The organism is Flavobacterium sp. ACN2 (genome assembly GCF_002303885.1).
GTDB lineage: Bacteria > Bacteroidota > Bacteroidia > Flavobacteriales > Flavobacteriaceae > Flavobacterium.
Map to the genome: position 1 here is coordinate 409551 of NZ_MRCM01000002.1, position 24749 is coordinate 434299.

A 24749-nucleotide genomic window follows, 5' to 3' on the forward strand; every position below is an offset into this window, starting at 1 on the left:
TTCAATGTACTATTAGAAACTTGCATTTACTCCAAACAAGAATGTTCTTGCTCTTGGATAAACGTTACCATCGATTCCGTTGAATTTCTCCGGATCTAATCCATCATATTTTGTAAGTACAAAAACATTTTGAACACCTGCTGAGAATCTTAAAGAAGCAGCTTTCAATAAAGCTTTATCCAAAGTATAACCAACTGTTACGTTATCTAATTTGATGAAAGAAGCATCTTTTACATAGTAATTAGATAAATAACGCTGAGTTCCATTATCTTCATAAGTAAATCCAGTATTTAAATAATCTGAACTTACGTTTGATAAGTCTGTTTGTCTTCTTAAACCTGCATCTGAATATCCTAAGTTAGAATTTACGTTATCAAAAATGTAATTTCCTAAACTTGCTCTCCAGTTCATTGTAAAATCAAACTTTTTGTAGTTTAAAGTTGAGAATAAACCGAAAGTATAATCTGCTGTTGGTTTTTTGTATCTGTAACGGTCATTTCCATCAATTTTACCATCTCCATTTCTGTCAACATAAGCTCCAGCGATAGGTTTTTTGTTTGCATCATACAATTGCTCGTATACAAAGAATGAATTTGGAGCAGATCCAACTGTATTAATTAAAACTTTATTTCCGTTTCCACCTTTAATATTATCTCCTACTTCATAACCTTGGAAACCTTCAACAGTCTGACCTAAACTTTCAATTTTTTGGTCTAAATAAGTAGCATTAACCGCTACGTTCCAAGTTAAATTATCTTTTTTGATGATATCTGACTGAAGGCTGAATTCAACCCCTTTAGTTCGTAAATCACCAATATTATTAAATCCTTGGTTTCTCAAGTTAGCACCATCTGGCACTAATACATCAGCTAATAAGTCAGATGATTTTTTATCAAAATAGTTAACAGATCCAGTAATTCTATCTTTTAAGAATCCAAAATCAACTCCGATATTCATCTCAGCCAATTCTTCCCATTTGATATTTTGGTTATATCCTTCTGGTCTAGCTGTTCTGTAAACAACACCATTAAATATATATTGAGTATTAACAGTACCAAGTGTAACTCTTCTTAAATAGTCATACTGAGCAGAAATATCTTGCTGACCTGTAGTACCGTAACCAACTCTTAATTTCAAACTAGAAAGAGTTTCGTTATCTTTTAAGAAAGACTCTTCAGCAATATTCCATGCAAAAGCACCTCCCATAAAGTTACCCCATCTGTTTTCTTCAGAGAAACGAGAAGTTCCGTCTCTTCTGTAGTTTAAAGTCAATAAATATTTACTGTCCCAACCTAAATTCACACGTCCAAAATAAGATTGTAAATTGATATCTGGATCAGTAATAACATCTTCATTTCTACTTTCTGCTGGCTGAGTTAGAGCTCCAGATTGGTATTTTTCTTTTTGGAATAACTGATAGTTGTAACCAGCTGTAGCATCCAATTTAAGTTTTCCAAAAGTTTTGCTATACACAAAATATGCATTCAAGTTTTTATTTTGAAGATCATCTGTATAAGTATCATTATTACCTAAATTCACCCAGTTTCCAGAACTGAATGGGTTTGGCTGATATCCTAAAGCACTTTCTGTACTTTGTCTGTTGTATCCGCTACTATCGAATCTATCGATACCAGCTTCAGCAACAAATCTTAAATCTTCAAAGAAGTGGAATTTATAATCAAGGCTGATGTTACCCCATTTTCTAGTAGATTTAGATCTTTTATCTTCTTGATTTAATCTTGCAACTGGGTTTTTAGCAGGTAATAATGCTAAGTTTCCGTTTGGCTCCAACCATTCAAAATATCCTCCGTAACGAGAACCCGCTTCGTAAGGAGATTGTGTTGGATCAAAACTAATTGCAGAACCAATAACTGCATCTTCATCTTGAAATTGATTTTTGCTGAAAGATAAGTTTCCGCTAATATCAATTTTTAAGTGATTATCAAACAATACTGGATTTAACGATATCGATGTCGTTGTTCTTTCAAAAGAAGTGTTTCTTAAGATTCCTGGATTATCAACATTACCAACAGATAAACGTACTGGTAATTTATTGAATAAAGAACCGCTAACAGAGATATTATTGTTTGTTGTTAAAGCAGTATGGAAAATTTCATCTTGCCAATTTGTATTTGCAGTACCCATTAATGCTTTTTGAGCATCAGATCCTTTTGAGTTTACAAAACTTCTAAATTGATCTGCATTTAAAACATCAACTGTATTAGCTACTGTATTGATACCAACTTGAGAGCTGAAGTTCACTTTTACACCACCTTTAGTTCCTTTTTTAGTTGTAATTACGATTACACCATTTGCTGCACGTGAACCGTAAATAGCCGCTGCAGAAGCATCTTTAAGAACTGTAAATGACTCAATATCATTTGGGTCAATTGTCGACAATATACTTGTAGCACCACTTGGAACAGCGTTGCTTAAAGGAAGTCCATCTAAAATAATCAATGGGTCGTTTGAAGCACTTAATGAAGATCCTCCACGAATTCTAATATCTGCTTTTGCTCCTGGAGCACCTCCTCCAACAACATTTACACCAGCAATACGTCCACCAATCAAAGATTCTGGAGTAACGTTGATACCTTTATTAAATTCTTTGGCTGAAATTTGAGAAACAGATCCTGTTGCATCTTTTTTCTTAACAGTTCCGTAACCCACTTGCACTACAACTTCTTGCAATTGATTGGTATCCTCTTCTAAAGATACTGGCAAGTTTTTCTGACCATTAAAGACAATAGTCGCTGTTTTGTATCCAATAAATGAAACTAAAATCTTGTCTCCATTTTTTAAATTTGGCAATTGGAATTTACCATCAAAATCTGTAGAGGTACCAGTTGCGGAACCTTGTACATTTACATTTACCCCTGGTATTGGCTGACCTGTGGCATGATCAGTTACTACTCCACTTAAAGTACTCTGAGCTAGTACTGTAAACGGAAGCAGAAGGAATAAAAATAACAACTTTTTGTAAATTGTTTTCATACTTTTTGTTTAAATTAGTTTTGAGTTTTTGACTGTTAGTTAAGTTTTTAATTTTACTTCGAACTCCAAAATTATGAATTTATTAACATGCTCAACCAGAGACAATTTTTATTGCTTTACGAAAACGTGGTAGTGTTGAAAACTTTCTATTTTTTGTAATCTTTTAGCGTTAAAATTGCAAATACCAAAAATATTGCACACCTTTATTATTAATTAGATTTTTTTCAATTAACTCCATGAAACGTAAAATAACCCTCAAACAGATTGCAAAAGAGCTTGACGTGTCTATCTCAACTGTCTCAAAATCACTTAGAAACAGTCTAGAAATTGGCGAAGAAACACGACTAAAAGTGCAGGCTTTTGCGAAGTTTTACAACTACAAGCCCAACAATATTGCCCTTAGTTTAAAGAACCGAAAAACCAAGAGTATCGGGATTATTATTCCAGAAATCGTACACTACTTTTTCTCTACTGTCATCAACGGAGTAGAACAGGTTGCAAACGAATACGGATACAGCGTAGTTATCTGTGTATCAGACGATTCTTTTGACAAAGAAGTTCTAAATATGGAGATGTTAGCCAACGGAAGTATCGATGGTTTTATCATGTCTCTTTCTAAAGAAACACAATTTAAAGGCGACTTTCATCATATTACCGAAGTGATCAACCAAGGAATGCCTGTAGTAATGTTTGATCGCGTTACAAACGATATATTATGCGATAAAGTAATTATTGATGATAAATCTGCAGCCTATGAAGCAGTTCAAAGTTTAATTGACAACGGCCGCAAAAAGATCGCTCTGGTAACTACGGTCGATTATGTAAGTGTTGGAAAACTGAGAACCGACGGCTACGAAAAAGCATTATTAGACAATGGATTGCCTTTTAATGAAGATTTAATCATAAAAATTGAAGATGTAGAAACTTGCGAAATAACCATTAGTCAGCTTTTGCATGAAAGAGCTTTCGATGCCGTTTTTGCTGTAAATGAGCTTTTTGCTGTAACAATTATCAAAACAGCAAATAAAATGGGACTAAAAGTTCCTGAAGATTTAGCTGTAATTGCATTTACTGACGGAATCATTTCAAAATACTCGACTCCAACAATTACAACCGTTAGTCAAAGTGGAGAAAAAATGGGCAATAAAGCAGCAAAAATGCTTATTGAAAGACTTGAAGCAGAAGAAGATGACGACGAAGAACATACTGAAAATTACACCACAGAAGTTATAGAAACTCATTTAATAAAAAGAGAATCTACTGACTAAAAAACTTAAAATCAACACTTTCTAAAGCCATAAATAATATTTATGGCTTTTTTATTAGCATATATAAAAAAATAATTTATAATTTTACGCCCGTCAAGGCTTTTAGTTTTACTTCGAAAAGAACAAAGTTTTGATAAGCAAAGCGCTTATCGTATAATTTTTCAAATTACGATAATGGAAAAGCGTAAATTAAGTTTCTGGGAAATTTGGAACATGAGTTTCGGTTTCTTAGGAATACAATTTGGTTTTGCACTGCAAAACGCAAATACTTCAAGAATTTTTGAAACCCTTGGTGCTAAAATAGATGAAATCCCAATTTTGTGGATTGCTGCGCCTGTTTCAGGTTTAATTATTCAGCCCGTTATTGGTTATTTCAGTGATAGAACTTGGACTCGTTTAGGGAGACGACGCCCCTATTTTTTAATTGGCGCTATTTTGTCATCGATGGCTTTGTTCGTAATGCCCAACTCTCCAACTTTATGGATTGCTGCAGGAACTTTATGGATAATGGATGCTTCGATCAACGTTTCAATGGAACCTTTCCGTGCTTTTGTAGGCGATAATTTACCCGACCATCAGCGTGCCTTGGGCTTTGTTATGCAGAGTTTCTTTATTGGTACCGGTGCCGTTGTTGGTTCTGTTCTGCCCTATCTTTTCACAAATGTTTTTGATGTCAGCAATGTTGCGCCAAAAGGAATTATTCCAGATGCCGTAAAATGGTCATTTTATATTGGCGGAATCGTTTTTCTGCTTTCCGTTTTATGGACCGTTTTTAAATCAACCGAATATACGCCTGAAGAACTTCATGCTTTTGAAGCAAACAGCAAAAAAGACTCCGAAGGCATATCAAATTCTGAAACAGAATCTGGCGTTTCTACAAAAAAACAATTGCTTTTAGGATTACTGTTTGCTGGTATCGGAGCATTAATTTCATTTTTAATTTTCGAAAACAGTCTGGCAAAAGAACTTTACATTCTATTTATCGGTCTAATTTTCATGGGTGTTTTATTTGTAATTGCATCGCAATTACGAACAAAAAAAGTTCAGAATGGTTTTACCATAATCATGACCGATTTATTGAATATGCCAAAAACAATGCAAAAATTAGCTTGGGTTCAATTTTTCTCTTGGTTTGCGCTTTTCTCAATGTGGATTTATACAACTCAAGCAGTCACTCAGCATATTTTTGGAACTACAGATACAACTTCGAAAACCTACAATGATGCCGCCGACTGGGTTTCGGTATTGTTTACAGTTTACAACGGAATTGCCGCTGCAGTTGCCTTTTTACTGCCAATTATTGCAAAAAAAGTAGGCGTTAGAGCAACACACTTATTGGCTTTATGCGCTGGAGGTGTTGGTTTAATTTCAATTTATTTTATTGGTGACAAACAAATGCTTATCCTTCCAATGCTGGGAGTTGGTATTGCATGGGCGAGTATTTTATCAATGCCTTATGCGATGTTGTCTGGTGCTTTGCCAGCTGCAAAAATGGGTTATTATATGGGAGTTTTTAACTTTTTCGTAGTAATTCCGCAAATCGTAGCCGCTACGATATTAGGATTCGTAATCAAACAATTCTTCCATAATGAACCTATTTACGCTCTAATAATTGGAGGTATATCAATGATTTTCGCAGGATTATTGACTCTTAGAGTAAATAGTAAAACTAAAATTGAAATCCATGAATAATAAAAAAGCATTCATCTTCGATCTTGACGGCGTGATCGTTGATACCGCTAAATACCACTTTTTGGCTTGGCAAAAAATTGCTCAGTCGTTAAATATAAATTTTACGCATGAAGACAACGAACTTTTAAAAGGTGTAAGCCGAGTTCGTTCGTTGGATATTATACTTGGATTAGGCAATGTTCAGGCTTCGCAAGAGGACAAAGACAAATGGTTAATTCAAAAAAACGAAGATTATTTATCTTATTTAGTTGACATGGATGAAAGTGAGGTTCTTCCAGGAGTTTTAAAAATTCTAAAACTATTAAAAGAGAAAAATCAAGGTATTGCATTGGGTTCTGCCAGCAAAAATGCAAGACCAATTTTAGAAAAAACTGGAGTTCTATCTTACTTCGATGTTATTGTTGACGGAAATGACGTTACCAATGCAAAACCAGACCCAGAAGTTTTCTTAAAAGCGGCTCAATTATTACATATTGATCCAAGAAATTCAATCGTATTTGAAGATTCTGTTGCCGGAATTCAGGCAGCAAACATCGCAGAAATGGTAAGTGTTGGAATTGGTGAGGAAACAATTTTACATGAAGCTGATCATATTTTTAAAGATTTTACCCAAATCGAAACAAGCTTTATTAACGATTTAATTAGTCAATAAGAAAATTTGATAATTAGATAATTTCTAAAATGAGAATTATTTAATGATCAGATCGACAAATTATTTCACTTAAAAAAAACGTAGAACAACCAAGCAGTTCAAAAGGTAAAAAAAGCGTCAAAAAAATAATTATCTAATTATCAAATTGACACATTTTCTAATTCCTCAAATTGCCACATTATCTAATTTAAAAATGAATCAAGATTATATAAAACCAGACAATTGGTCCATAATAGAAGAAGGATTTGATGTCGAAAGAGTAAAATCGTCCGAAAGTCTTTTTAGTATCGGAAACGGTGCTATGGGGCAGCGTGCGAATTTTGAAGAAGCATATTCTGGCGAAACATTCCAAGGAAGTTATATCGCAGGGATTTATTATCCAGATAAAACAAAAGTGGGCTGGTGGAAAAACGGTTATCCGAAATATTTCGCCAAAGTACTAAATGCACCAAACTGGATTGGAATTGATATTGAAATCAACGAAGAAAACCTTGATTTACACAATTGTACCGAAGTTAAAAATTTCCGCAGAGAATTGAATATGAAAGAAGGATGGTACAATCGTTCTTTTGAAGCTGTTCTTAAAAACGGAACTGAGATTGCGGTAAACATTCGTCGTTTTCTTTCCTTAGATTTAGACGAAGCTGGAGTGATCAAATACGATATTACACCTTTAAATAAAGATGCAAAAATCGTTTATAAACCCTATATCGACGCTGGTGTAACCAATGAAGATGCCAACTGGGAAGAAAAATTCTGGGAACCTTTGGAAGTTAAAAAAGGTACAAATGAAGCTTTTGTAACGGCTCAAACTTTCAAAACGCATTTTAAAGTAACGACTTTTATGCACAATACGATTTTGGCAAATGGAGAAAACATCAATGTTTCGCCATCAACAATCGATTCAACTGTAGATAAAGTTCAATATACGTACGGTACTATTATCGCAAAAGGACAAACCTCAACAATCCAAAAAATTGGAGGTTATACGGTTTCTTTAAACCACGAAAATACTTTGGCTGGAGCCGAAAAAGTAATCAAATCTGCGGTTGCCTTAGGATATGATACTTTGCTTCAAAATCAAATTGAGGCTTGGGCAAAAGTTTGGGAAATGTCAGATATTACCATTGAAGGAGATGTAAAAGCACAACAGGGAATTCGCTTCAACATTTTCCAATTAAACCAAACGTATTCAGGAAAAGATTCTCGTTTAAATATTGGTCCAAAAGGATTTACAGGAGAAAAATACGGCGGATCTACTTATTGGGACACTGAGGCTTATTGTATTCCGTTTTATATGGCAACAAAAGACCAGCAGGTTGCAAGAAACTTATTGACGTATCGTTACAATCAATTAGACAAAGCGATTGAAAATGCTAAGGATAATTTAGGTTTCAAAAACGGCGCAGCGTTGTACCCAATGGTTACCATGAATGGTGAAGAATGCCACAACGAATGGGAAATCACACACGAAGAAATCCATAGAAATGGTGCGATTGCTTTTGCAATTTACAACTATAACCGTTACACGGGCGATTACTCTTATATTCCAGAAAAAGGTTTAGAAGTTTTAATTGGTATTGCACGTTTCTGGCACCAAAGAGCTTCTTTCTCAAAAGATAAAAATCAATACGTGATTTTGGGCGTTACAGGTCCAAATGAATACGAAAACAACATCAACAATAATTTCTACACCAATTATATTGCAAAGTGGTGTATTGATTTTGCTGCTGAACAAATTGAAAAAGTAGCTTCAGAATATCCAGCAGATCACAAAAGAGTGATGGAAAAAGTTAATCTTTCATCTGAAGAAATCAAAGAATGGAAAAAAGTGGCAGACGATATGTACTTCCCTATTTCTGAAGAACTTGGAATCTACTTACAGCAAGATGGTTTCTTAGACAAAGATTTAGTTCCGGTAAAAGATTTAGATCGTTCACAACGCCCGATTAACCAAAAATGGTCTTGGGATCGTGTGTTGCGTTCTCCTTACATCAAACAGGCAGACGTTTTACAAGGTTTTTATTTCTTCGAAGATCATTTCTCAAAAGAAGAATTAAAACGCAATTTCGAATTTTATGAATCATTTACCGTACACGAAAGTTCGCTTTCGCCTTGCGTGCACTCGATTCAAGCTGCAGCTTTAGATAAAATGGACATGGCATATACATTTTATTTAAGAACTTCTCGTCTGGATTTGGATGATTATAATAAAGAAGTGGAAGAAGGTTGTCACATCACGTCGATGGCTGGAACCTGGATGAGTATTGTAGAAGGTTTTGGTGGAATGCGAGTGAAAAATGATCAATTACATTTCTCTCCAAAAATTCCAAAAGAATGGAAAGGTTACTCTTTTAAAATTAATTTCAGAAACCAAATTTTAAAAGTAGCTGTAAATCATAACGAAACAACTTTTACTGTAGACGGCGATCAAGATTTAACAATTATTGTTAATGGAAAACCTGAAATTGCAAGTAAATTTGTACAAATAAATTAAATTACAATACACTAAAAATCTAAAAAACATGAAAAACTTATTTTTCGCAAGTTTAATCTTGTTTGCTTTTAGCTCAATCGCTGAAGCACAACAATTAAAATCACCCGAAGGCAAGTTCGTAATGGAATTTTCTCTTCAAAACGACGGAACTCCAACGTACAATTTAAAATACAAAAATAAAGAAGTTGTAAAAACCAGCAAATTAGGTCTTGAACTTAAAGATGATAAAAAATCTTTATTGAACGACTTTACAATTACTGATACTAAAACTTCCACTTTTGACGAAACTTGGAAACCGGTTTGGGGAGAAGTAGATCACATCAGAAATCATTATAATGAATTGGCTGTGACTTTAAACCAAAAAGGAACAGACAGACAAATTATTATCCGTTTCCGTTTATTTGATGATGGTTTAGGATTTAGATATGAATTTCCAGCGCAAAAAAATCTTACTTACTTTGTAATCAAAGAAGAAAGATCACAATTTGCAATGACTGGAGATCATACTGCTTTCTGGATTCCAGGAGATTATGACACACAGGAATATGATTATACAAAATCTAAATTATCTGAGATTAGAGGTTTATCTGAGAAAGCATATACAGCAAACGTTTCTCAAAAATCTTTTTCACCAACAGGAGTTCAAACTTCTTTGATGTTAAAAACTGCTGACGGAATCTACATCAACTTACACGAAGCAGCTTTAATCGACTATTCTTGCATGCACTTGAATTTAGACGATAAAAACTTGATTTTCGAATCTTGGTTAACACCAGATGCAAAAGGAGACAAAGGTCACATGCAAGCACCAAATCATTCGCCTTGGAGAACGATTATCATAAGCGACGACGCTAGAGAAATCTTAGCTTCAAAAATGACTTATAACTTAAACGATCCATCAAAAATTGAAAATACTTCTTGGATCAAACCAGTAAAATATGTTGGTGTTTGGTGGGAAATGATTACAGGAAAAAGTTCTTGGTCTTACACTAACGATTTCCCGACAGTTCAATTGGGTGTTTCTGATTTTTCAAAAGCAAAACCAAACGGAACTCACGGAGCAAACAATGCTAACGTAAAAAAATACATTGATTTTGCTGCTGCAAATGGTTTCGACGCTGTTTTAGTTGAAGGATGGAACGAAGGCTGGGAAGACTGGTTTGGACATTCAAAAGATTATGTTTTTGATTTCTTAACTCCTTACCCAGATTTTGATGTAAAAGGTCTTCACGAATATGCAAAATCTAAAGGTGTAAAAATCATCATGCACCACGAAACTTCAGGATCTGTTCGTAACTACGAGCGCCATATGGATGCTGCTTACAAATTCATGAACGATAACGGATATGACGCTGTAAAAAGCGGTTATGTTGGAGATATTTTACCGAGAGGTGAAAACCACTACAGCCAATGGATTGTAAACCACTATCAATATGCTATCGAAAAAGCGGCTGATTATAAAATTATGGTGAATGCTCACGAAGCAGTTCGCCCAACAGGAATTGCAAGAACGTATCCTAACTTAATTGGAAACGAAGCAGCAAGAGGAACAGAATACCAAGCGTTTGGAGGTTCTAAACCAAACCACGTTACCGTTTTACCATTTACACGTTTAATTGGTGGTCCAATGGATTATACTCCTGGAATTTTCGAAATGGATATCAGTAAAATGAATCCTGAGAACAAATCTCATGTAAACAGTACAATTGCAAACCAATTAGCTTTATACGTTACCATGTACAGCCCATTACAAATGGCGGCTGATACTCCAGAAAACTATAACCGTTTCCCAGATGCATTTCAATTCATTAAAGATGTAGCTGTAGATTGGTCAGAAAGTAAATATATCGAGGCTGAACCTGGAGATTTTATCACTGTTGCCCGTAAAGCAAAAGGAACTAATAACTGGTTCGTTGGAAACGTAAACGGAGACAATTCTCGTACGTCAAACATCGATTTCGGTTTCCTTGAAAAAGGTAAAAAATATACCGCAACAATTTATGCTGATGCAAAAGATGCGCATTACAAAACTAATCCGCAGGCTTATACTATCAAAAAAATTGCTGTAACAAACAAATCAAAATTATCTCAGTTTTCTGCTCCAGGTGGAGGTTATGCGATAAGCATTATTGAAAACAAATAATTTTTAAAGACAAGTAATTAACCCCAAGATTACTTGTCTTTTTTTTAAATTGCAAAAAGCTTATCCTAACAGGTTTCAAAATCTGTTAGGCATAAATCATAATCCTACTTAAATCCGATTTAAATGAATTACAAATCAAGCTTTTTAATTATTTTAATAACACTTTTGACTCTTAACAGCTACTCTCAACAGAAAGTTGCAGCGAAATATGATTATTTATTATACGTGCTAAAAGACTATTCAAAAGAAAATAAAAAATATCCACTTGTAATTTATCTTCATGGCGGAGGGCAGAAAGGAAATGATTTAAATAAGCTCAAAACATACGGTTTACCTTATTTAGTTGAAAAAGGACAAAATTTTGATTTTATAATTGCTTCGCCTCAATGTCCAGATAATAAATACTGGTCGACAGAAAATTGGTTTGAAACATTATTTGCCGATTTAGAAGCAAAATATAGAATTGATAAAAGCAGAATTTACATTACCGGAATTAGCATGGGCGGTTACGGAGCTTACATTACAGCTCTAGACTTTCCTGACCAATTTGCTGCAGTTGTTGCGCTTTGCGGCGGAATTAACGACAGCGATTTAACGAGAGTTTGCAATCTTAGTAAAATTCCAATTTGGGCTTTTCATGGCACAGCCGATGATAAAATCCCATTTAGTGAAACGGAAAGAATTGCAAAAGGTCTTGAATCGTGTGAAACTAAGAATAAATTCAAGTTTACTCGTTTAGAAAATGAAGGACATGAGATTCAATATCTCTATGAAACAAATCCTGAAATTTATAAATGGATGCTTGAACAAAAGAAATAAAAATTACAAACTATGAAAAATCAAAAAACATCTATTATCTATAAATTAGCCTTATTGGTATTGTTGTTTTCCGCTTCCGCGAAAGCGCAAATTCAAAAAGTAGAACCGCCTTTCTGGTACGCTGGAATGAAAAATTCAGAACTGCAGATTATGTTCTACGGAAAAAACATTGCACAGTATGAAGCTTCGGTTTCAAACAATGTTGTAATTAAAAATGTAGAAAAAACAGAAAACCCGAACTATCTTTTCGTGACAATCGATACAAAAGACGTAAAAACTTCTGAATTGGTTTTCTCTTTCAAAAACAATAATAAAGTTGCCTTTAAACAAAAATATGCTCTAAAAGAAAGAAGAGCGAATTCGGCCGAAAGAAAAAGTTATGATGCATCTGATTTGATGTACTTAATTATGCCGGATCGTTTTGCTAACGGAAATCCTAAAAACGACAGCGATGCTTCTTTAACTGAAAAAGGAAACCGTCAAGATCCAAGCGGACGTCATGGTGGCGATATCGAAGGAATTATTAAAAACTTAGATTATATTTCTTCTCTTGGTGCAACTACAATATGGAGCACACCTTTATGCGAAGACAACGACAAACAGCATTCGTATCATACGTACGGACAATCGGATGTTTACAAAATCGACCCACGTTACGGAACAAACGATGATTACGCTCGTTTATCGGCAGAAATGCACAAAAATAACATGAAACTGGTTATGGATTATGTTACCAATCACTGGGGAATTACGCACTGGATGATGAAAGATATTCCAACCAAAACATGGTTCAATCAATTTGAAACTTTTACACAAACACACCACAGACGTGAAGTAATTACAGATATTCACGCTTCTCAAATAGATCAGGAAGTTTGTGTTGACGGCTGGTTTGTGCCTTCAATGCCAGACTTAAATCTTAGAAATCCTTTGGTTGCAAAATATTTAACTCAAAATGCAATCTGGTGGATTGAATTTGCAAATCTTGATGGTTTCAGAGTAGATACTTATAACTACTCAGATAAAACTGCTATGGCAAATTGGGCAAAATCTATTACAGATGAATACCCTAATTTTAACATTGTAGGTGAAATCTGGATGCACAATCAAGCAAATTTAGCTTTTTGGCAGAAAGACAGTAAAATTGGTGCTATTGAAAACTACAATTCGAATCTTCCAAGTGTAATGGATTTTACGCTTCAAAGTCAGATTACTTCTGCCTTTAGTGAAGATGAGCCAAACTGGGATAGCGGATTGATTAAATTCTACAACAATTTTGCTATGGATTTTCTATATCCAAATACCAATAACATTTTGGTTTTTGCCGAAAATCATGACACGGATCGTATGAATGAAAAATTCAAATATGATTTACCAAAATACAAACTGGCAATGACTTTATTGGCAACAGTTCGTGGAATTCCGCAAATCTATTACGGTTCAGAGATCGGAATGGGTGGAGATAAAGGCAAAGGCGGAGATGCCGATATTCGTCAGGATTTTCCAGGCGGATGGGCTGGGGACAAAAACAATGCTTTCACCAAAGAAGGAAGAACTCCAGAACAAGCGGCTTACTTTGATTTCAGTGCAAAATTATTCAACTGGAGAAAAACAAACGAAGCGGTTCATTTCGGAAAAATGAAGCATTATATTCCAGAAAATAATACGTATGTGTATTTCAGATATACTGATAATAAAACGGTTATGGTGGTTTTCAATAACAATGCAAAAGAGCAGGTTGTAAAAACAAACCGCTTTAAAGAAAGCATCAAAAACTACAAATCAGGAAAAGATGTTATTTCAGGAAAAACATTCGATTTAGCTTCTGAAATTACTTTAGAACCAAAATCAGCTTTGGTTTTAGAATTGGAATAAAATTTAAACGCAAAGTTTTTTTTCTGCCACGAATTCACGAATTTTTATTCTCACAGATTTTAAAAAATAATTCGTGAATTCGTGGCTATTTTTTTCAACACAATCCATCCTAAAATATTCTAAAATAATGAAAAAATACACTTTCCTTTTTTTATCTTTAGTATACTTAACAATGAGTTGTTCTGGCTCAAAATCAGTTACAATGAATAACGAAAACACTTCGAAAATACCTTTCGTTTGGGAAGGGGCAAATGTTTATTTTTTACTTACAGATCGTTTTTACAATGGAGACACTTCCAACGACGTCAATTTCAATCGAACCAAAACTCCGGGAAAATTACGTGGATTTGAAGGTGGTGACATCATCGGAATTACCAAAAAAATAGAATCGGGATATTTTGAAAAATTAGGAATCAATGCCATTTGGCTTACGCCGATTGTAGAACAGATTCATGATGGCGTTGACGAAGGAACTGGATTGAGTTATGGCTTTCACGGTTATTGGGCAAAAGATTGGACGGCTCTCGATCCGAACTTTGGAACAAAAGAAGATTTAGCCAATCTGGTAAAAAAAGCACACGAAAAAGGCATCAGAATAATTCTGGATGGCGTAATTAATCATACAGGACCAGTAACTCCCGAAGATCCCGTTTGGCCTTCTGACTGGGTAAGAACTGGCGTAGTATGCGATTATAAATCTTTTGAAAATACTACGATGTGTACTTTGGTTGAGAATCTTCCAGATATTAGAACTGAAAGTGTACAAGAAGTCGAACTCCCTCCTTTTTTAATAGAAAAATGGAAAAAAGAAGGACGTTATGAAAAAGAAATTGCTTCGTTGGATGAATTCTTCAAAAGAACAGGATATCCAAGAACACCAAAATATTACATTATAAAATGGTTGACCGATTATATTCTGGAATTCGGAATTGACGGTTACCGTGCCGATACTGTAAAACATACCGAAGAAGGCGTTTGGGCAGACTTTAAAAAAGAATGTGATTATGCATTTGAGACTTGGAAAAAACACCATCCGATGCAGGTTTTAGATCAGAATCCGTTTTATACTATTGCCGAAGTTTACGGTTACGGAATCAGCGGTGGGCAGGATTATGATTTTGGAGATCGAAAAGTAAATTATTTTCAGAATGGTTTCAACAGCATGATCAACTTTGAATTTAAATGGAATGCTGCTCAAAACGATTACGAAGGTTTATTTTCGAAATATTCTAACGCTTTGAACAATGAACTAAAGGGATATTCTGTCCTTAACTATATGTCTTCTCATGACGATGGGCAGCCTTTTGATGCCAATCGAGTAAAAAGTATCGAAACCGCAAATAAACTACTGCTTTCGCCTGGAATGTCTCAGGTTTATTATGGTGATGAATCAAATCGTTCTTTAGTTGTTGAAGGCACTCAAGGTGATGCAACTCTACGTTCTAATATGAATTGGGAGGAGATTCAGAACAATCCTGAAACGCAAAAAATACTTTTGCACTGGCAGAAATTAGGCCAGTTTAGACGAAATCATCCTGCGGTTGGAGCTGGAGTTCATAAACTCATTAATCCGTATCCTTATACTTTTTCCAGAATATTTACAAAAGGCTCTTTTACAGATAAAGTAGTTATCGGAGTAGATTTACCAAAAGGCAGAAAAGAACTTCCAGTTGGCGATATCTTCCCAAACGGAACTAAATTAAAAGATACTTATTCAAATCAAGAAGTCGAAGTAATTGATGGGAAAGTGATTATAGACAATGATTTTGACATTGTTTTACTAGAAGAGATTTAAACCAATAAATATTTTTTCTCTCGCAGATTTTGCAGATTCGTCGGATTTCTTTTTTAATTACATGCTCCATCTCCTAAATCTGCGAGAGACATATAATTTACTACAGATTTTAAAATTCTTTTAATCCTAATAATCTGTGGCTAACATTTTTTTATAATATTTGCTCCCGATAGCTATCGGGATTGCGTAAAACTTTGCGACCTTTGCGGTTAGAAAAAAACACTGCAAAATGCTCAAAATTGCACATCGAGGCGCCAAAGCCTACGAACCTGAAAATACTTTACAAGCTTTTCAAAAGGCCTTAGACTTAAATTCTGATGGAATTGAACTAGATGTTCATCTAAGCGCTGACGGACATGTTATCGTAATTCATGACGAAACCATAGACAGAACCACCGATGGAAAAGGTCTTGTAAATGATTTTACTTTAGCTGAATTGAAATCTTTTTTAATTGATGGTAAATACCAAATTTCAACTCTAAACGAGGTTTTTGATTTGGTTGACAAAAAATGCTTCATCAATATAGAATTAAAAGGTTTAGGAACTCCAAGCAAAGTTGTATCTCTTATAGAACAATATATCTCAGAAAAAAACTGGAATTACAGTCATTTCATCATTTCAAGTTTTGATTGGAATATGCTGGAAGAAACCTCAAATCTAAATCCGAATATTCCAATTGGTATTTTAACAGAAGAAAATCTTGAAACCGCTTTGGCTTTCGCCGAAAAAATAAAAGCAAAAGCCATTCATCCTGATTTTAATTTATTGAATGAAGAAAATGTTCGACAAATTCAGGAAAAAGGATTCTTAGTTTTACCTTGGACAGTAAACACAAGAGAAGACATTGAAAAAGTAAAAAGCTATAAAGTAAACGGAATTATCTCTGATAATCCAGATAAAATATAAAATCAGCTACGAGAAACTTTGTCAAAGTTCATCAGGGTTCAATAAAAAATTCGTGATCCCGATAGCTATCGGGAGTGGCAACCAAAAAAATATGATCAAAAATTTCGACATAATCATCGTTGGCGGAGGCGCTGCAGGTTTTTTTACCGCGATTAATATTGCAGAGAAAAATCCGAAACTTAAAATTGCCATTTTAGAAAGAGGAAAAGAAGTGCTTTCTAAAGTTCGCGTTTCCGGAGGCGGAAGATGCAACGTTACGCACGCCTGTTTTGAACCTAATGAATTGGTAAAATTTTATCCTCGTGGCGAAAAAGAACTTCGCGGGCCTTTTCATCAATTTTGTTCTGGAGATACTATTGAATGGTTTGAAAAACACGGCGTAGAATTAAAAATTGAAGAAGACGGAAGAATGTTTCCTGTTTCCAATTCATCCCAAACTATTATTGACTGTTTCCTTAAAGCAACCGAAAAACTAGGCATAAAAGTGCTGACAGGACAAAGCGTTCAATCTATTTTCAAAAAAGAAAATCATTGGAAAATAGATACACAAAGCGACAATTATGCTGCCGAAAAATTAGTTATGGCAACGGGAAGCAACCCAAAAATTTGGGAAATGCTTCAGGAACACGGACACGCAATTGTGAGCCCCGTTCCTTCCCTATTTACTTTCAATATCAAAGATTCTCGAATTAAAGAACTACCCGGCGTTGCGGCACAAGTAACCGTAAATGTAAAAGATACTAAATTAGAATCTACAGGACCTTTGTTAATCACGCACTGGGGAATGAGCGGACCTGCAATTCTTAAACTTTCGGCTTGGGGCGCTCGTATTTTACATGATAAAAATTATCAATTTACCATTTTCGTTAATTGGCTAAATGATGTTGATTTTGAAGATGCCGAAAAAATCCTAAAAGACTTAAAACAGGAACACGCTAAAAAAGCAGTTTCAAAAAAATCTCCATTTGACTTTCCGAATCGTTTATGGGAAAGTTTAGTTTTGGCTTCGGGAATTGAAGTTGAAACCAAATGGGCCGATTTATCTAAAATTCAATTGCAGAATCTAACTTCACAATTAACAAAAGCCGAATTTAAAGTAAACGGAAAAAGCACTTTTAAAGAAGAATTTGTAACGGCAGGCGGAATCGATTTAAAAGAAATCAACTTTAAAACGATGGAAAGTAAAATTCACGAAAATCTTTATTTTGCTGGTGAAATTGTAAATATCGACGCCATAACGGGAGGATTTAATTTTCAGAATGCCTGGACAAGCGGGTTTATTCTGGCTCAAAATATTTAATACAAAATGAAATTTAAAGGAATTATTTTCGATTTAGACGGTACATTAGTCAATTCTTTAGAAGACATCTCAGATGCGATGAATAAAGTGCTTACCGCTTTAAATTATCCTACACATACTTACGACACATATCAATATTTTATTGGGAGCGGTTTACGAAATCTAGTAAGTAAAGCTTTACCTGCTACAAACAATTCTGATGATGAAATCGAAAGTTGTTTTGAATGTATGGTCGATGAATACACTAAAATCTGTACGCTGAAAACAAAACCTTATGAAGGCATTGTAGAATTGTTAGAAAATCTGACTTCTCAAAACATCAAAATGGCAGTTTTCTCTAACAAAGCAGATGAATTGACAAAGAAAATAGCTTATGAATTATTTCCAAAACAATTCGACACAGCTATTGGTTTAAGCACAGAAGAACTAAAAAAACCAAATCCGTTTGAAGCGATTGAAATCAGTAAAAAATGGAATTTAAAACCCGAAAAAATTCTTTTTGTCGGAGATTCTGATATTGACATGAAAACGGCTATAAATGCTAATATGTTTCCTGTGGGAGTAACTTGGGGCTACAGAACAGCAGATGAATTGAAATCTAGCGGGGCAAAAGCGGTTATTAATAATGCTTCGGAGTTAATCGAAATATTGTAAATTGTAAATCGTGAATGCTGAATTACAAAAACAAATACTATCAATCGCTTCGTTTTCTGAAAAAGAAATCGAAAAAATAGATTCTTGTTTTGAATATGAAAAGTTTACCGCTAAAGATTCTCTTTCTTCAATGGGAAAAATCAGCAATAAAATCTTTTTTGTTGTCGAAGGTCTAGCGCGGGTTTATTATTTAAAAGACGGAAAAGAAATTACGACTTATTTAAGTTGTGATGAGGGTTTTATCGCTTCATATTCCAGTTTTATAAATCAATCCGTTTCTTTTGAAAATATTCAGTGTATTGAAGATTGCGAAGTTCTTTCGATTACTTTCGAAAAAATGCAGTTTCTGTATAACGAAATTCCGAATTGGGAACGTGTTGGAAGAATTCTCGCCGAGCAGAATTACCTTTGTATGGCTGATCGCGTTTTAAAACTGCAAATGATTCCGGCAAAAGAAAAATACCAGACTTTTTTGGCATCGGCTCCAGCCAAAATAATTCAGCGAACGCCTTTAATTTATATCGCTTCCTTTCTCGGAATTACTCCAGAATCTTTGAGCAGAATCCGTCAGGACATTTCTTAACATTTATCAAGTGGATTAAGAATCTGAATTCGAATCTTTGTCAAAATAAAATTTGAAAAAGATGAAGAATATTGCCAAAGAAGTTTACCAGATTCCTTTATTTCCGCGCAACGCCATTAATTGTTACGTAATTGAAGATGTTTTAATCGATGCCGGAATTCGAACTTCTTCCAGTAAAATAGTAAAAGCAATTAAAGATAAATCCATTACAAAACACGCCTTGACGCACGCTCACGCCGATCATCAGGGAAGCAGTAGAATACTCTGCGAAACTTTGAATATCCCCCTTTTATGCAGTGAACCTGAAAAAGCATTTGCTGAAAACGGAAATGTAATTACAGAATACCCAAATCCGAATCATATCATTTCTAAATTTCAGAAAAACTTTTGGGCAGGAAAAGGACATCCCGTTTCTGAAACTTTAAAAGAAGGAGATCAGATCGGCGGATTCACGGTTATTGAAACTCCTGGACATTCAAGCGGACATATCTCTTTTTTCAGAGAAAAGGATGGCGTTTTAATTGTAGGCGATGTGATGACCAATATGAATCTTCTCACTACAAAAGTCGGTTTGCATGAACCTCCCCATTTATTTACTGCTAATAAAGAAACCAATAGAAAATCGATTCTCAAATTGGCATCATTACAACCTAAAATATTGTGTTTTGGTCACGGACCAGTTTTATTTAATAATGGAGAACTGGAAAAATTTATTCAAAACATGCGATAATTTTATTAACAAGAATTTACATATTCCGTAAGTTTTCATTAAGACAATTCTAATAATTTTACTCTCAACTAATTAATCCTATATGAGAGTAAAATTACTTACTACAATTTCTATTTTCACTTATCAGCTCAGCGTTTCTCAAACGGAAAAAGTATTAAACGGAAAAGTTTTTTCGCAAAACATTCCGCTTAATAAAGTAGAGGTGATTAACAAAACAGCTCGAATTAGTACCAGAACAAATGAGCTAGGCGAGTTTTCAATTTTAGTCCGTCCACAAGACAGCCTTCTTTTTTACTCCAAAGACTATTTCTTTAAAAGATTTAAAATTTCTCAGGAAAACATAGAACAAAATAACCTAGTTGTCAATATGATTTTGAAACCGGAAGAACTCGATGAAGTCTTAATTACAACTATAAAATTTCCTCATGTTGGTCCTACTCAAGAAGTTTCGGATTCGATTACATTAATGAGATCTTCGCAAGATTTACGAAAATATACTGGTGTTTATGACGGTACTATTGCAAACGGAATGAATTTTGGCGCTATGGGAGCAGGTCTTTTAAGTTTATTTAAAAAAGAAGATAGTGGCAACAAAAAACCTAAAAAGAAAACTCCTGAATTGGATTTCAAAACATTCGCCGAAGCAACTTGTCCTTTAGATTTTTTTACAAAAGATCTAAAATTAAATCCTGATGAAAAAGCTCTTTTCCTAGAATTTTGCACAGCCGATCCGCAATCTGAAATTATTCTAAAACAGAAAAATTTACTTTATACAATGGATTTTTTATATGCTAAAAATGAAGAATTTAAAAAATTGAATACTGGAATTAAAAACTAAAAAATCCGTAAATGAAAGTAAAATTACTCACTACAATTTCTTTTCTTACTTATCAGCTTAGTATTTCGCAGACAGAAAAACTACTTAACGGAAAAGTTGTTTCTCAGGAAAATGCGCTTCAAAATGTAGAAGTCATTAATAAAACAGCCAAAACCAGCACGAGAACAAATGAATTTGGAGAATTTTCAATTTTAGTGAAAGAGCAAGACAGTATATTGTTTTTTTCCAATAATTACTTATTTACAAGATTGAAACTAACCGCAAAAGATCTAGAAAAAAACTATCTCATTGTCGAAATGACTCCAAAAGCTGAAGAATTGGAGAATGTTACAGTTTCTAGATCCGTTTTTAATAAAGCTGAAATTAAAAAAATCGCAAATGATAAAGAAGAAATAAATAAGATTATAATTCGAAAGAAATTTGACGAAGTCACTTCAAAAGTGACAGTTTATGACGGGAGGATCAAAAATGGATTAGATTTCAGTTACCCTATTTTTGATAAACCGAAGAAAAAAATTGAGCCACGTGATGACCGTTTTAAGAAACTCGTCATCGCTACTTGTCCTCCGGATTTTTTTATGAAGAATTTGAAAATAAAACCCGAAGAAAAAGAAATTTTCTTAAACTTTTGTAATGCCGATTCGAAATCTAAAACACTTTTAGAAAAATCAAATGATTTGGAATTGTTAGACTTTCTATATGCTAAAAATGAGGAATTTAAGAAGCTGAAATAGCTTAACTTGAAACAAAAAACTACTTATTCAGCCACCAAATACTAGCATTCAAAACTGTAGCAAATCCAACCCAAGCTAAATAGGGAATCAATAAATAACCTGAAGTTTTATTGATTTTGACGAATTTCAAATACGTTTCATAAATCATCAGCCATAAAAGCACGATTTCGACTAAAGCCAACATCGGGTTTTTTAATCCGAAGAATAAATAAGACCAAATGGCATTTAAAATCAATTGAATGATGAAGAAAAGCAGTGCTTTTTTAACTTCCTCAGTGTTTTCTTTTATTCGATCCCAAACCAATGCTGCTGCAATTGCCATAAATATGTAAAGAACTGTCCAAACTGGCATAAAAATCCAATTCGGCGGATTAAAAATTGGTTTTTCCAACGTTACATACCAAGTCTCAATACTTGGTCTTGTTACTAAACTAGCAGAATATCCAACTGTTAAACAAATTACTAAAGCTATAGCGATTTTTACAAATTTATTCATGACATCAAATTTTGAATTCAAAAATAGTCAAAAGAAAAGTTTAAACCATATAGATAAAAAATTATCCCTTTAGGGCGAAAAAACTATCTTTGCCAAAATTTTATAATTCATGTTAACAGCAGCCGATTTTATACCAAATTCATATACTTCAGCAATCGAAAACGGAAACTTTGAATGGAGCGCTCCAAGCAACATTGCATTAGTGAAATACTGGGGAAAAAAAGACAACCAGATTCCAGCAAATCCTTCTGTTAGTTTTACTCTAAATAACTGTAAAACAATTACAAAATTAGGTTTTGAAAAAAGGAACGCTTCTACTTCGCTCAGCGAGACAAATGGTTTTTCTTTTGATTTACTTTTTGAAGGAAAACCAAAAGAAGACTTTAAACCAAAAATTCAGAAGTTTTTAGAAAGAGTTGAAGTTTATCTGCCGTTTTTGAAAGAATATCATTTTATAATTGACACTCAAAATACTTTCCCTCATAGTTCAGGAATTGCTTCTTCGGCTTCCGGAATGGCGGCTTTAGCAATGAATTTTATGAGTTTAGAAAGAAAATTGAATCCAGAAATGACCGATGATTATTTCTATCAAAAAGCTTCATTTCTAGCTCGATTAGGTTCTGGAAGCGCTTGCAGAAGTGTGAAAGGGAATGTTGTCGTTTGGGGAAATCAGGAAAATATTGAAGGAAGTACAGATTTGTTTGGAGTAGAATTTCCATATACGATTCATGAAAATTTCAAGAATTATCAAGATACTATTTTATTGGTTGACAAAGGCGAGAAACAAGTTTCGAGCACAGTTGGGCACGATTTAATGCACAACCATCCGTATGCTGAAAGACGTTTTGCTCAGGCACATGAAAATCTGGATAAATTAATTTCCATTTTTGAAAACGGAGATTTAAACGAGTTTATAAAAGTTGTAGAAAGTGAAGCATTGACACTACACGCTATGATGATGACCTCTATGCCGTACTTTATTTTGATGAAACCAAACACGCTGCAGATCATAAATGCAATCTGGAAATTTAGAAATGAAACCCAGATTCCAGTATGTTTTACGCTAGATGCTGGAGCAAATGTGCACGTACTTTATCCCGAAAACGTTAGCGAAAAAGTACTTCAATTTATTCAGGACGAATTAGTTGTATTTTGTCAGAATAGTCAATACATTTGCGACAAAATTGGACACGGTGCAATTGCATTATAATTTTCCGTATCTTTAATTAAATTTTCTTGGTTATGGATATTCAATTAGAAAAACGCGAAGCGATGGAGATGTTGAAAAAAACTGATGATCCTTCAATCATTATGGCAGTTGCAAAATTGCTTAGAAAAAACAAAAAAGATTGGTGGGACGATTTGACCGATCAACAAAAAGAGGATATAGCTCAAAGTGAATTAGAATTTGAAAGAGGAGAATTTACGAGCTATGAGGATGTGATGAAAAAATACAGATAGTGGATCTTAAAGTAAGTTTTTCAAAAACAGCGGAGAAAAATTTAGATTCAGTTTTAAAGTTCATTGAAGCAAGATGGTCAGAAAAATCAAAAAAGATTTTTATTGTCAAATTTGAAAAAGCAATTTCAATAATGGTGATGAATCCAGAAATTTTTCCAAAATCAACTGTGAATAAAAAATATCGAAAATGTGTTATAACAAAGCAATCGAGCCTATTATATAGTTTTAGCGCAAACGAAATCAGGATTCACAACATTTTCGACACTAGACAAAACCCAAATAAAATAAAGAAAGACATAAAATAAATCATGAAAGGACCACTATTTTACTCAAAAATATTACTCTTTGGAGAATACGGAATTATCCGCGACTCTAAAGGACTTTCTATTCCTTATAATTTTTACAACGGCGCTTTAAAAAAATCTGAAGAGCCTACAGAAGAAGCCATTTCATCAAACAAAAGCTTAAGAAGTTTTGCTTCTTATCTTGAAGTGCTACATACGCAACAGCCTGAATTGGTTACTTTCGATTTAGAAACTTTAAAAAATGATGTTGAAACTGGAATGTATTTCGATTCTAGTATTCCGCAGGGATATGGCGTTGGGAGCAGCGGTGCACTTGTAGCAGCTATTTACGATAAATATGCTACCAACAAAATCACTGTTCTGGAAAATCTGACTCGCGAAAAATTATTACATTTAAAAAATATATTTTCTCAAATGGAAAGCTTTTTCCACGGAAAAAGTTCTGGTTTAGACCCTTTAAACAGCTATTTGAGCATTCCAATCCTGATCAATTCGAAAGATAATATTGAAGCAACTGGAATTCCGACTCAAAGTTTTGACGGAAAAGGTGCTGTATTTTTGTTAGACTCAGGAATTGTTGGAGAAACTGCTCCAATGGTAAGTATTTTTATGGAAAACTTAAAAGATAAAGGTTTCCGTGCTATGCTTAAAAATCAGTTTGTGAAATATACAGATGCCTGCGTAGAAAACTTCCTGCATGGCGATATGACATCTTTGTTTACCAATACTAAAAAACTTTCTAAAGTTGTCTTAAATCATTTTAAACCAATGATTCCTGAACAATTTCACGGAATCTGGCAACACGGAATTGATTCTAACGATTATTACCTAAAACTTTGCGGTTCTGGAGGAGGCGGTTATATCCTTGGTTTTACCGAAGATCTAGAAAGAGCCAAAGCATCCTTAAAAGACTATAAATTAGAAGTAGTTTATCAATTTTAAAGTTAAACCTCTTAAAAATATTGTTGTGATTTATTGAATACCCTTTCCTAACATTTAATCTTAA

The 24749-nt window shown here is 34.0% G+C and carries 20 protein-coding genes; 18 read left to right on the forward strand and 2 right to left on the reverse strand.

Features of this window, described 5'->3' with window-relative positions; genetic code table 11:
• Nucleotides 1-12: 12 nt before the first annotated feature.
• On the reverse strand, nucleotides 13-2994 hold the full coding sequence (locus BSF41_RS03650) for a TonB-dependent receptor (protein ID WP_095928150.1): 2982 nt from the start codon (nucleotides 2992-2994) through the stop codon (nucleotides 13-15).
• A 236-nt stretch (nucleotides 2995-3230) separates the two neighbouring features.
• Here BSF41_RS03650 and BSF41_RS03655 point away from each other — a divergent pair, with 236 nt between their 5' ends.
• From BSF41_RS03655 to BSF41_RS03725, 15 genes are all read left to right on the forward strand, one after another.
• Nucleotides 3231-4262, forward strand: coding sequence for a LacI family DNA-binding transcriptional regulator (locus BSF41_RS03655; RefSeq protein WP_095928151.1), 1032 nt, complete (start codon nucleotides 3231-3233; stop codon nucleotides 4260-4262).
• A gap of 174 nt (nucleotides 4263-4436) precedes the next feature.
• Nucleotides 4437-5954 (forward strand): MFS transporter, encoded by a 1518-nt coding sequence (locus tag BSF41_RS03660; RefSeq protein ID WP_095928152.1) that lies wholly within the window; start codon nucleotides 4437-4439, stop codon nucleotides 5952-5954.
• Nucleotides 5947-6606, forward strand: a complete 660-nt coding sequence (pgmB, locus tag BSF41_RS03665) for a beta-phosphoglucomutase (protein WP_095928153.1) — start codon at nucleotides 5947-5949, stop codon at nucleotides 6604-6606. Before BSF41_RS03660 ends, pgmB begins: the two co-directional genes overlap by 8 nt.
• A gap of 193 nt (nucleotides 6607-6799) precedes the next feature.
• Entirely contained in the window at nucleotides 6800-9103 is a 2304-nt protein-coding gene (locus BSF41_RS03670) for a glycoside hydrolase family 65 protein (protein ID WP_095928154.1), read from the forward strand.
• A 28-nt stretch (nucleotides 9104-9131) separates the two neighbouring features.
• Nucleotides 9132-11246 carry a glycoside hydrolase family 97 protein gene (locus BSF41_RS03675; RefSeq protein WP_095928155.1) on the forward strand — a complete coding sequence of 705 codons (2115 nt, stop codon included), beginning with the start codon at nucleotides 9132-9134 and terminating at the stop codon, nucleotides 11244-11246.
• A 123-nt stretch (nucleotides 11247-11369) separates the two neighbouring features.
• Nucleotides 11370-12065 carry a prolyl oligopeptidase family serine peptidase gene (locus BSF41_RS03680; protein WP_095928156.1) on the forward strand — a complete coding sequence of 232 codons (696 nt, stop codon included), beginning with the start codon at nucleotides 11370-11372 and terminating at the stop codon, nucleotides 12063-12065.
• Nucleotides 12066-12077: 12 nt separating this feature from the next.
• Nucleotides 12078-13940: a glycoside hydrolase family 13 protein gene (locus BSF41_RS03685; RefSeq protein ID WP_095928157.1), complete on the forward strand. Its 1863-nt coding sequence runs from the start codon at nucleotides 12078-12080 to the stop codon at nucleotides 13938-13940.
• Nucleotides 13941-14067: 127 nt separating this feature from the next.
• Nucleotides 14068-15735, forward strand: a complete 1668-nt coding sequence (locus BSF41_RS03690) for an alpha-amylase family glycosyl hydrolase (RefSeq protein WP_095928158.1) — start codon at nucleotides 14068-14070, stop codon at nucleotides 15733-15735.
• Between the two features lie 229 nt (nucleotides 15736-15964).
• Nucleotides 15965-16642, forward strand: a complete 678-nt coding sequence (locus BSF41_RS03695) for a glycerophosphodiester phosphodiesterase family protein (protein ID WP_095928159.1) — start codon at nucleotides 15965-15967, stop codon at nucleotides 16640-16642.
• Between the two features lie 91 nt (nucleotides 16643-16733).
• Complete coding sequence (locus BSF41_RS03700) at nucleotides 16734-17942, forward strand: NAD(P)/FAD-dependent oxidoreductase (protein WP_095928210.1); 1209 nt, start codon at nucleotides 16734-16736, stop codon at nucleotides 17940-17942.
• Nucleotides 17943-17948: 6 nt separating this feature from the next.
• Nucleotides 17949-18596: an HAD family hydrolase gene (locus tag BSF41_RS03705; protein ID WP_095928160.1), complete on the forward strand. Its 648-nt coding sequence runs from the start codon at nucleotides 17949-17951 to the stop codon at nucleotides 18594-18596.
• 10 nt (nucleotides 18597-18606) lie between these two features.
• Complete coding sequence (locus BSF41_RS03710) at nucleotides 18607-19179, forward strand: Crp/Fnr family transcriptional regulator (protein ID WP_095928161.1); 573 nt, start codon at nucleotides 18607-18609, stop codon at nucleotides 19177-19179.
• 61 nt (nucleotides 19180-19240) lie between these two features.
• The gene (locus BSF41_RS03715; RefSeq protein WP_095928162.1) at nucleotides 19241-19909 is read left to right on the forward strand and encodes an MBL fold metallo-hydrolase; all 669 of its coding nucleotides are present in this window, start codon (nucleotides 19241-19243) and stop codon (nucleotides 19907-19909) included.
• Nucleotides 19910-19991: 82 nt separating this feature from the next.
• Nucleotides 19992-20747, forward strand: a complete 756-nt coding sequence (locus BSF41_RS03720) for a hypothetical protein (RefSeq protein ID WP_095928163.1) — start codon at nucleotides 19992-19994, stop codon at nucleotides 20745-20747.
• Nucleotides 20748-20758: 11 nt separating this feature from the next.
• On the forward strand, nucleotides 20759-21481 hold the full coding sequence (locus BSF41_RS03725) for a hypothetical protein (RefSeq protein WP_095928164.1): 723 nt from the start codon (nucleotides 20759-20761) through the stop codon (nucleotides 21479-21481).
• Nucleotides 21482-21500: 19 nt separating this feature from the next.
• Here the strand turns inward: BSF41_RS03725 and BSF41_RS03730 are convergent, their stop codons facing one another.
• Entirely contained in the window at nucleotides 21501-21977 is a 477-nt protein-coding gene (locus BSF41_RS03730; RefSeq protein ID WP_095928165.1) for a TspO/MBR family protein, read from the reverse strand.
• A gap of 109 nt (nucleotides 21978-22086) precedes the next feature.
• Here BSF41_RS03730 and BSF41_RS03735 point away from each other — a divergent pair, with 109 nt between their 5' ends.
• The 3 genes from BSF41_RS03735 (at nucleotide 22087) to BSF41_RS03750 (ending at nucleotide 24685) form a co-directional block, all read left to right on the forward strand.
• Nucleotides 22087-23187 (forward strand): diphosphomevalonate/mevalonate 3,5-bisphosphate decarboxylase family protein, encoded by a 1101-nt coding sequence (locus BSF41_RS03735; protein WP_095928166.1) that lies wholly within the window; start codon nucleotides 22087-22089, stop codon nucleotides 23185-23187.
• Between the two features lie 32 nt (nucleotides 23188-23219).
• Entirely contained in the window at nucleotides 23220-23438 is a 219-nt protein-coding gene (locus BSF41_RS03740; RefSeq protein ID WP_095928167.1) for a hypothetical protein, read from the forward strand.
• 308 nt (nucleotides 23439-23746) lie between these two features.
• Nucleotides 23747-24685, forward strand: a complete 939-nt coding sequence (locus tag BSF41_RS03750) for a mevalonate kinase (RefSeq protein ID WP_095928169.1) — start codon at nucleotides 23747-23749, stop codon at nucleotides 24683-24685.
• The last annotated feature ends 64 nt before the right edge of the window (nucleotides 24686-24749 follow it).

Excerpts from the sequence above, each read along its gene's own strand:
- BSF41_RS03700 (WP_095928210.1), top strand. The coding sequence starts at position 16,734 with ATGATCAAAAATTTCGACATAATCATCGTTGGCGGAGGCGCTGCAGGT.
- BSF41_RS03750 (WP_095928169.1), top strand. The coding sequence starts at position 23,747 with ATGAAAGGACCACTATTTTACTCAAAAATATTACTCTTTGGAGAATAC.
- pgmB (WP_095928153.1), top strand. The coding sequence starts at position 5,947 with ATGAATAATAAAAAAGCATTCATCTTCGATCTTGACGGCGTGATCGTT.
- BSF41_RS03680 (WP_095928156.1), top strand. The coding sequence starts at position 11,370 with ATGAATTACAAATCAAGCTTTTTAATTATTTTAATAACACTTTTGACT.
- BSF41_RS03660 (WP_095928152.1), top strand. The coding sequence starts at position 4,437 with ATGGAAAAGCGTAAATTAAGTTTCTGGGAAATTTGGAACATGAGTTTC.
- BSF41_RS03740 (WP_095928167.1), top strand. The coding sequence starts at position 23,220 with ATGGATATTCAATTAGAAAAACGCGAAGCGATGGAGATGTTGAAAAAA.
- BSF41_RS03715 (WP_095928162.1), top strand. The coding sequence starts at position 19,241 with ATGAAGAATATTGCCAAAGAAGTTTACCAGATTCCTTTATTTCCGCGC.
- BSF41_RS03725 (WP_095928164.1), top strand. The coding sequence starts at position 20,759 with ATGAAAGTAAAATTACTCACTACAATTTCTTTTCTTACTTATCAGCTT.
- BSF41_RS03705 (WP_095928160.1), top strand. The coding sequence starts at position 17,949 with ATGAAATTTAAAGGAATTATTTTCGATTTAGACGGTACATTAGTCAAT.
- BSF41_RS03690 (WP_095928158.1), top strand. The coding sequence starts at position 14,068 with ATGAAAAAATACACTTTCCTTTTTTTATCTTTAGTATACTTAACAATG.
- BSF41_RS03670 (WP_095928154.1), top strand. The coding sequence starts at position 6,800 with ATGAATCAAGATTATATAAAACCAGACAATTGGTCCATAATAGAAGAA.
- BSF41_RS03735 (WP_095928166.1), top strand. The coding sequence starts at position 22,087 with ATGTTAACAGCAGCCGATTTTATACCAAATTCATATACTTCAGCAATC.
- BSF41_RS03695 (WP_095928159.1), top strand. The coding sequence starts at position 15,965 with ATGCTCAAAATTGCACATCGAGGCGCCAAAGCCTACGAACCTGAAAAT.
- BSF41_RS03650 (WP_095928150.1), bottom strand. The coding sequence starts at position 2,994 with ATGAAAACAATTTACAAAAAGTTGTTATTTTTATTCCTTCTGCTTCCG.
- BSF41_RS03655 (WP_095928151.1), top strand. The coding sequence starts at position 3,231 with ATGAAACGTAAAATAACCCTCAAACAGATTGCAAAAGAGCTTGACGTG.
- BSF41_RS03720 (WP_095928163.1), top strand. The coding sequence starts at position 19,992 with ATGAGAGTAAAATTACTTACTACAATTTCTATTTTCACTTATCAGCTC.
- BSF41_RS03685 (WP_095928157.1), top strand. The coding sequence starts at position 12,078 with ATGAAAAATCAAAAAACATCTATTATCTATAAATTAGCCTTATTGGTA.
- BSF41_RS03675 (WP_095928155.1), top strand. The coding sequence starts at position 9,132 with ATGAAAAACTTATTTTTCGCAAGTTTAATCTTGTTTGCTTTTAGCTCA.
- BSF41_RS03730 (WP_095928165.1), bottom strand. The coding sequence starts at position 21,977 with ATGAATAAATTTGTAAAAATCGCTATAGCTTTAGTAATTTGTTTAACA.